6 protein-coding genes and 1 pseudogene are annotated in these 4,179 nt (G+C 61.8%); 4 read left to right on the top strand and 3 right to left on the bottom strand.

Annotated elements, in window-relative coordinates; all coding sequences use genetic code 11:
- On the top strand, positions 1-421 hold a 421-nt coding region (locus tag EOA33_RS26290; protein ID WP_245482440.1), incomplete at its 5' end, for a peptidase inhibitor family I36 protein.
- Between the two features lie 131 nt (positions 422-552).
- Positions 553-741: pseudogene (locus tag EOA33_RS26285) on the top strand (PLP-dependent aminotransferase family protein); the annotation flags it as partial.
- A 10-nt stretch (positions 742-751) separates the two neighbouring features.
- Here EOA33_RS26285 and EOA33_RS26280 read toward each other — a convergent pair.
- The 3 genes from EOA33_RS26280 to EOA33_RS26270 all read right to left on the bottom strand — a co-directional run bounded on the left by EOA33_RS26280 (position 752) and on the right by EOA33_RS26270 (position 2,709).
- Complete coding sequence (locus tag EOA33_RS26280; protein ID WP_348627266.1) at positions 752-1,690, bottom strand: GlxA family transcriptional regulator; 939 nt, start codon at positions 1,688-1,690, stop codon at positions 752-754.
- Positions 1,691-2,030: 340 nt separating this feature from the next.
- Positions 2,031-2,165: a hypothetical protein gene (locus tag EOA33_RS41375; protein ID WP_126054086.1), complete on the bottom strand. Its 135-nt coding sequence runs from the start codon at positions 2,163-2,165 to the stop codon at positions 2,031-2,033.
- A 358-nt stretch (positions 2,166-2,523) separates the two neighbouring features.
- Positions 2,524-2,709: a hypothetical protein gene (locus tag EOA33_RS26270; protein ID WP_126054087.1), complete on the bottom strand. Its 186-nt coding sequence runs from the start codon at positions 2,707-2,709 to the stop codon at positions 2,524-2,526.
- Between the two features lie 219 nt (positions 2,710-2,928).
- On the opposite strand from EOA33_RS26270, the gene EOA33_RS26265 reads away from it, so the two are divergent.
- A complete protein-coding gene (locus EOA33_RS26265) occupies positions 2,929-3,828 on the top strand; it encodes a LysR substrate-binding domain-containing protein (protein WP_126054088.1) in 900 nt (299 codons plus the stop codon).
- On the top strand, positions 3,828-4,178 hold the full coding sequence (locus tag EOA33_RS26260) for a hypothetical protein (RefSeq protein ID WP_126054089.1): 351 nt from the start codon (positions 3,828-3,830) through the stop codon (positions 4,176-4,178). Before EOA33_RS26265 ends, EOA33_RS26260 begins: the two co-directional genes overlap by 1 nt.
- The last annotated feature ends 1 nt before the right edge of the window (position 4,179 follow it).

The raw sequence follows: 4,179 nt of genomic DNA, 5'->3' as shown, positions 1-4,179 counted from the left end.
CGGTGCCGGCGAGACAAAGACTGTCCCGCCGTGCCGATCATACGGCGTCCATGCGCAAACGAGGAGACGTCCCATGAAATCTGTTGCAATCCTGATGGCGGCCGCATCGATATTTTGCGCCGGCAGCGCCAGTGCACAGTTTTACGGCGAGGCGGGCTGCATCATGTTCGAGGACTCGTATTTTCGCGGCCGCGCGCTGGAATTGGGGGCGGACGATTCGGTGAGCTTCCGTGGCGGCCAGTTCTGGAACGACCGCGTCTCTTCGGTGATCGTGCGCCGCGGCTGCACCCTCGTCGCCTATTCGGATACGCGGATGCGAGGCCGGTCGATCGAGCTCAATCGAAGGGTCCGCGATTTCAGCAATACCGGCTGGAACGATCGCATCTCATCGGCCGAATGCTATTGCGGCGAAAGGTACTGAGGCGGCCGTGACCTGAGCCTGGCTGCCCGCCGGTTCAAACCTAAATTCCAGATGTCGACCGGGTCTTGGCGCCGGTCGTCGGTGCTGCCGCTTCCATGTGCTCGTTCTGGCCGGTCTGCTGTTCCGCGGGCGTCGCCGTCGCCGCGCGTCGCGGCATCGCGATCACGCCGTCAAGCGCCTTCGCAATGGGCCCCGGACACGCGCCGAATGCCGTGCGGCTGGCGCTTGCCGCGCCGCCGATCGAGCGGCTCGAGGAGGCATTGCGCAGCTTGGCATGCATGCTGCATACGAGCGAGCAGGACTTTGCCTTCGTGGAGTAACCGCTTCGCCTTAGGCCGCCAGAAGCTGCTTGCGGTCGACGCGTTCCTGCTGCGGCGAGCGGGCATAGAGCTCACGGTAGCACTTGGAGAAATGCGAGGCGGAGACGAAGCCGCAGGCGACCGCCACCTCGACCACCGGCATCGATGACTGGATCAAGAGATGGCGGGCGCGGTCGAGCCGAATCTCCAGATAGTATCGGGCGGGTGAACGGCCCATCTCGGTGCGGAACAGGCGCTCGATCTGCCGGCGCGACAGATCGACATGGTCGGCGATCTCGATCAGCGACAGCGGCTCGGAGAGGTTCGCCTCCATTAGTTCGATGATGGTCAGCACCTTGGAGTTCTGCACGCCGAGGCGCGCCCGCAGCGGCAAGCGCTGGCGGTCGGTCGGGCTGCGCACGCGGTCGGTCAGCACCTGCTCGCAGACCCGGTTGACGAGGCTTTCGTCGAAATCGTCGCCGATCAGCTTCAGCATCATGTCGAGCGCCGCGGTGCCGCCGGCGCAGGTGTAGATATTCTGGTCGATCTCGAACAGGTCGGCAAAGACATTGGCCTTCGGGAAGGCCTCCGAGAAGCCGGGCAGGTTCTCCCAATGGATGGCGCAGCGCTTGTTGGACAACAGGCCGGCGGCGGCAAGGATATGCGCGCCGGTGCACAGTCCGCCGACGGCGACGCCGCGGTTGTATTCCTCGCGCAGCCAGGCGAAGGCCGACTTGTTCTGGTAGCGCTCGACATTGACGCCGCTGCAAACGATGGCCATGTTGGGCCGGTCCGGACCGGCCATCTTCTTGCGCTCCTCCTCGAGCGAGGTGTTGACGGCGCATTCGACGCCGTTCGAGGCGCGCACCGGCTTGCCGTCGATGCTGGCCAGGCGCCAGCTGTAGGCCTCGTAGCCGAGCATCCGGTTGGCCGACCGCAGCGGGTCGAGCGCCGTTGCGAAGGCGATCATGGTGAAGTCAGGAACGAGGAAGAACACAAACGATCTCTTGATCGGGTGCTTTACGGCATTCACGGGAAACCTCACGCGGCCATGACGCGAACAGGATGTCGCGAATAGCATAGCGACATCAGGAAAAACCATTCCTGTCAATCGCGTAGAGAGGTTTGGGACAATTAAATTTGCGACATGGGTCGCAAATGGGCAATTGCCTGGGGAATGGAGCCCGATGTGCTACCGGAGCGGGCAGACCCGCCCCTGGGCAAAAGAAACGCCGCTTCGGTCTTGCCGAAGCGGCGGGGAGGTTAACTTCACAGCGTCGGCGGGGAGGCGCCGCGCGTAAGTCTCAATATCAAGCGACGAAACCGAGGCGCGCGGCGGCCAAGGCGCCGGTCTGGCCAGGCATGGTCTTCGAAAGGCGCTGGCGCTCGAGCGCGGTCGTCAGGTTGGTTTCGCGGCGGGCGAAGAGGCGGGCAAAAAGCTTCATAATCATCTCCATTCGGTTGCTCAGACGGGTCGCCTTCGCGTGATGGAGTGGGGCAGCTCGTTTGCTGGCGTTGATATAGGCTTGTGCGAACGAAAACTAAATCGCAAAAACGAAGCGCTTGTTATGAAAAGCGACACCGATTGCGACAATTTTGGGCAATGCGCCCAGGATTTACGATTGTTTACAAGGCGTTAAATCGAAAAATGCGGCGTTATGCGATTGGCTCATATGCGTCATGCAGCTGTAGCATGGCTTTGAAAAATCATTTGAATGCAAACAAAACAGACGGTTGGGCAAAATAGAGAGGCCTGCCGGGCTGGGTCCGCCGGGCAGGCCTTCAGGATTTGATACACACGATTTACTTCGCTCCGGCCCAGGATCCGACACCGAGACGAGCGCCGGTCTTGGCATCGGCGGCTTCCGGCCAGCCGATATCCTTCTGCAGTTCAATCGGCAGCGCGTGGATGGCGCGTTCGGTCTGATAGCGAGCGCGGGCCGCGCTGAATTCGGTCGCAAACCGACCGAGGGACGACAGGATAGACATTTCATTCTCCTTTGCGTTGCGCCGGGAGTTGGCCGGCGGAAGCGTTGCGTCAGGTCTGTTTCAGCTTCATTTCATGTCTTGCAGGTCTGTGCCGCGGTCGTTTCACGGCTGCTTTTGGCAACAGCCTGCTTCGATGGAGTTGACTATCCTCCCAAACTGGAGTTCAATCAAACGAAATGGAATGATCGTTCACATCAGAAAAATTGAAGGCTGATCCCGATGAACGCCCCACTCAATCACCCGCTGCCGCTGCTCGATCTCGATGTCCTGCGCACCTTCGTTGCGATCGCCGAGACCGGCAGCTTCACCACCGCCGCTACGGCCGTCTTCCGCACGCCTTCGGCCGTCTCCATGCAGATCAAGAAGCTGGAGGACATTCTCGGCCGCTCCGTCTTCGCGCGCGACGCGCGCTCGGTGACGCTGACGACGGACGGCGAGATGCTGCTCGGCTATGCCCGCCGGCTGTTGTCGATCAACCGCGAGGTGGTGTCGAAGTTCATCATTCCCGACATTGTCGGCGTGGTGCGGCTGGGCTCGCCGGACGACTATGGCGAGCGCGTGCTGCCACATGTCTTGAAGCGTTTCGCGCAGTCGCATCCCTCGATCGCGGTCGATGTCACCATCGACCAGAGCATCAATCTGCGCCGGCGCATGGACGACCGGGCGCTCGACATCACGCTGCTGACCAATTCCTACAAGACCAGCGCGCTGGGTGCCGAGGTGCTGTTGACCGAACCGATCGTTTGGGCCGGCGCCAAGGGCGGCTGCGCGCATCTGCGCGAACCGCTGCCGGTGTCGCTGTGGGAAGAGGGCTGCATCTGGCGGGCAGGGGCGCTCGAGGCGCTGGGACGCGAGGGCCGCAACTATCGCGTCGCTTATATGAGCGCGCACACGGCCGGCCAGCGCGCCGCGATCATGGCCGATCTCGCGGTCGCGCCGCTGCCCAAATCCTTCCTCGGCAACGAGATGGTCGAGCTCGGGCCGAAGGACGGCATGCCCGACATTGGCACCTACAATCTCGCCATGGTGGTGGCGCCCGACGCCAGCGCGCCGGTGAAGGCGGTTGCCGACCACATCCGCGCGACTTTCGAGCTGTTCCGGGAAACCGGAAAGTTCTGATGAGCCTTGCTGTCAGTCGCGTTTCGGTGCTCAGCGATCTTGTCACGTGCGGAAAGCCGATTGATGTTCTGGCTGCAACGATGAGTGACTTGGGTTGGTCCGAGACGCCGATGGTTGTCCTGACCACTGACCATATTTTGAGCGTGCTCCGACGGTTCCAGTCAGGAGAACTCACTGCTGCGGACGTGGAGGCGTGGGCGGACCTGATCGAATGCAGGGAAGATATCGACTACCAGCCAGATCGACATGAAGACATACTGGAAGCGATCTATGTGTTGGCCAATCCGGTCTTGAATGGCCCACTTGATGAAGCCCTGACGGACCAAGTGATCGCCTCGCTCTCTGCTTGAC

Origin of the sequence: Mesorhizobium sp. M4A.F.Ca.ET.050.02.1.1 (genome assembly GCF_003997725.1) — a bacterium.
GTDB lineage: Bacteria > Pseudomonadota > Alphaproteobacteria > Rhizobiales > Rhizobiaceae > Mesorhizobium.
Note: the sequence above shows the minus strand (reverse complement) of the source record. Positions and strands in the feature narration are given on the sequence as shown.